The organism is Aeromonas sp. s9, assembly GCF_040907765.1.
Taxonomy (GTDB): domain Bacteria; phylum Pseudomonadota; class Gammaproteobacteria; order Enterobacterales; family Aeromonadaceae; genus Aeromonas; species Aeromonas caviae.
The window spans coordinates 1-2,845 of the sequence record NZ_JBFOCK010000051.1; the positions used below are offsets into that span (position 1 = coordinate 1).

The following is a 2,845-nucleotide window of genomic DNA, read 5'->3' on the forward strand; positions in this document are numbered from 1 at the left end:
AACCAGCACCACAAGTTCAAGTGTTTCCCATAGTGGCTACCTGAACCAGCCCGAAAAGTTCAGGTGTTTCCCATAGTGACCACTTGAACTAGCCCGTGAAGTTCAGGTGTTCCCCATATTGGGATCACATCGACTACTGCCAGCACCACAAAGTTCAGGTATTTCCCATAGTGGCTACCTGAACCAACCCGAGAAGTTCAGGTGTTTCCCATAGTGACCACTTGAACTAGCCCGTGAAGTTCAGGTATTTCCCACAGTGGCTACCTGAACCAGCCCGAGAAGTTCAGGTGTTTCCCATAGTGACCACTTGAACTAGCCCGAGAAGTTCAGGTGTTTCCCACAGTGGTAACCTGGAAACCAGCCCATGAAGTTCAGGTGTTTCCCACAGTGGCAACCTGGAAACCAGCACATGAAGTTCAGGTGTTTCCCACAGTGGCAACCTGGAAACCAGCCCATGAAGTTCAGGTGTTTCCCACACTGGCGACCTAGAAACTAGTCCGTGGAGTTCAAGTTTTTCCCATAATGCTAACGCTCATAATTCAGCAACTACCTTAGTACTCAGCGATCACATGGTATACGTTATAGATCATCTAGCGATACGCTGACCTTATCGAGTAGGGCCATGCGTTCATCGGCTATACGATTAAGCTCCGCATCTTCGGCTAGCTCTATATAATAGGCAAAGAGCTCTGGTGGCACGCAGTAGAAGGCTGGTTCGTTGCGCTTGAGGATAGCAACGGCATAACCATTGCCTTTTTTGACAGTGCCCATGGGGTTGCGTTTCAGTTCGGTGATGCTGGCCGCCGTAGCGGAGAGAATCTGGTAGCTCATGTTCGGTTCCTACTCGTTTTGGTATTAATTATTGTGCTACTACCAGCAATAATTAATAGGGGTCCCTTGACCATTGTCATAGGGAAGGTGTGAACAAGTCTCCAGCGTGAGAATGGCTAGCCTCATTTGGCACACCCCACCCCCCTCGACAGTAAACCGAGAGTTGAAAGTTCCCATAGTAAGGGGAGCTCATGAATTTTCACTATTCGTGCACCACTCTCATTCCTGACAGAGTCGCCTGCTCCTGATAGTCGCTATTCAAAGCGAGGCACTGGAGAAACAAGGAGTCACCATCATGTTAAATCCTGCGCTGGTTCAGATTAGAGAAGCATTGGCCCAAGTGCCCTACATCGCCCACATCACTAATCGGGACGATTATGAGCGAGCTCTTGAGCTGATGGACGAGCTGGTAGATGACTATGACACGAATAAGCAACTGATCGAGTTGCTTGCAACCAGTATCGAGCGCTGGGAAGACGGGGCTGACGAGTTCGCCGACTTCAACAAGACTTTGGCATGCCAGGAGCCGGGTATTGCTGTCTTGAAGACTTTGATGAGCCAATACCGACTGGGGGTAGCTGACCTGCCTGAGCTGGGATCCAAGTCCAATGTTAGCAAACTACTCAATGCAGTCGAGGGTAAGAAACTAACTCGCCAGCATATCGAGGCGCTAAGCAAGCGTTTTGCAGTGTCACCTGCACTGTTCTTTTGATTGTCAGTGGAGTGTAATCTAACCCAAGTTAGATCGTCGCGTTTGGAGGCGGGGTCAGTCTTGCTGGCATCAATGGCACGAACAAAAACTGAGCATACGTGCGATTGCCCTGTATTGAGTTGTGATACAATAGTTGCGAATTTCATACAAGGAGACGTTGCATCGTGAAAATTGTTTTTGAGGTGAATGGAAAAAAGGTCCCACTAAAATCATTAAAGCGGGAATTCAGATAATAAGTGCGACACTCATGGATGAATGGCGAGAGGTGGCCAACTGCTGATTGGTGGTACCCTTCTGCTCGCCAAAGTAAAAGCAGTATCACCATGAGCTATCAGCAGTTGACCGAGGGGCAACGATACCAGTTATCGGTGCTTCGCGCACAGGGGATGTCCATCCTTGCCACCGCACGCGCCATTGGCGTTCATCGCTCCACCCTCTACCGGGAGCTGCGTCGTAACGCCGGGCCGCAGGGCTACCAGCCAGACAATGCGCATCAGCACGCCACCCACCGACGGGCCAGTGCGGCCAAATCTCGGCTATCTGCCGATGTCATCCAGTTTGTCGAGCTGACACTCGCCTGGTGGTGGAGCCCGGAGCAGATAAGCGCGGTGGGCAAGCAGATAGGCCTCATGGTGAGTCACGAGTGGATATACCGCCATGTGGCCGCCGACAAAGCCCGGGGTGGCCAGTTGTACCGCCATCTGCGCCAGGGCCACAAGCGCTACCGCAAGGGGGCGAGCAGCCTGCGTTCTCCCATCAAGGAAGCCCGCTCTATTGATGAACGGCCGGCTATCGTCGATAGCCGGGAGCGGCTCGGTGATTGGGAGGCGGACACGGTGCTGGGCAAGCAAGGCACAGGTGCACTGGTCACCCTGGTGGAGCGCAAGAGCCGGCTCTATCTGGTCAAGCGGGTCGCGAGCAAACAGGCTGGGGTGGTGCGGGATGCGATAATCGAGATGTTAACGCCCTACATCGAGCAGGTGCATACCATCACCTTTGACAACGGCGGCGAGTTTGCCGAACACAAGGCGATAGAGGAAGCGCTGGGTGCCGAGACTTACTTTGCGCACCCTTACTCTTCGTGGGAGCGCGGTCTGAACGAGAACAGCAATGGGCTGTTGAGGCAGTTTATCCCAAAGGGAACAGACCTGAGAGAGGTCACGGACGAGGATGTCAGGAGAGCGGAGCAGTGGCTCAACCTACGACCTCGGAAATGTCTCGGATTCAGGCAGCCTGTCAAGGTATTCGAAGAGTACCGTCAGGCGGCATAGGCGAGTGTCGCACTTCGAAGTTGAATTCGCG

3 protein-coding genes are annotated in these 2,845 nt (G+C 52.9%); 2 read left to right on the forward strand and 1 reads right to left on the reverse strand.

From position 1 onward, the window contains the following. Nucleotides 1–579 precede the first annotated feature (579 nt). Nucleotides 580–831 (reverse strand): plasmid stabilization protein, encoded by a 252-nt coding sequence (locus AB5Y54_RS10500; RefSeq protein WP_202016969.1) that lies wholly within the window; start codon nucleotides 829–831, stop codon nucleotides 580–582. A gap of 295 nt (nucleotides 832–1,126) precedes the next feature. On the opposite strand from AB5Y54_RS10500, the gene AB5Y54_RS10505 reads away from it, so the two are divergent. Then, entirely contained in the window at nucleotides 1,127–1,543 is a 417-nt protein-coding gene (locus tag AB5Y54_RS10505) for a type II toxin-antitoxin system HigA family antitoxin (RefSeq protein WP_202016968.1), read from the forward strand. A 323-nt stretch (nucleotides 1,544–1,866) separates the two neighbouring features. Continuing rightward, nucleotides 1,867–2,814 carry an IS30-like element ISAs2 family transposase gene (locus AB5Y54_RS10510; protein WP_019706001.1) on the forward strand — a complete coding sequence of 316 codons (948 nt, stop codon included), beginning with the start codon at nucleotides 1,867–1,869 and terminating at the stop codon, nucleotides 2,812–2,814. Nucleotides 2,815–2,845 lie beyond the last annotated feature (31 nt).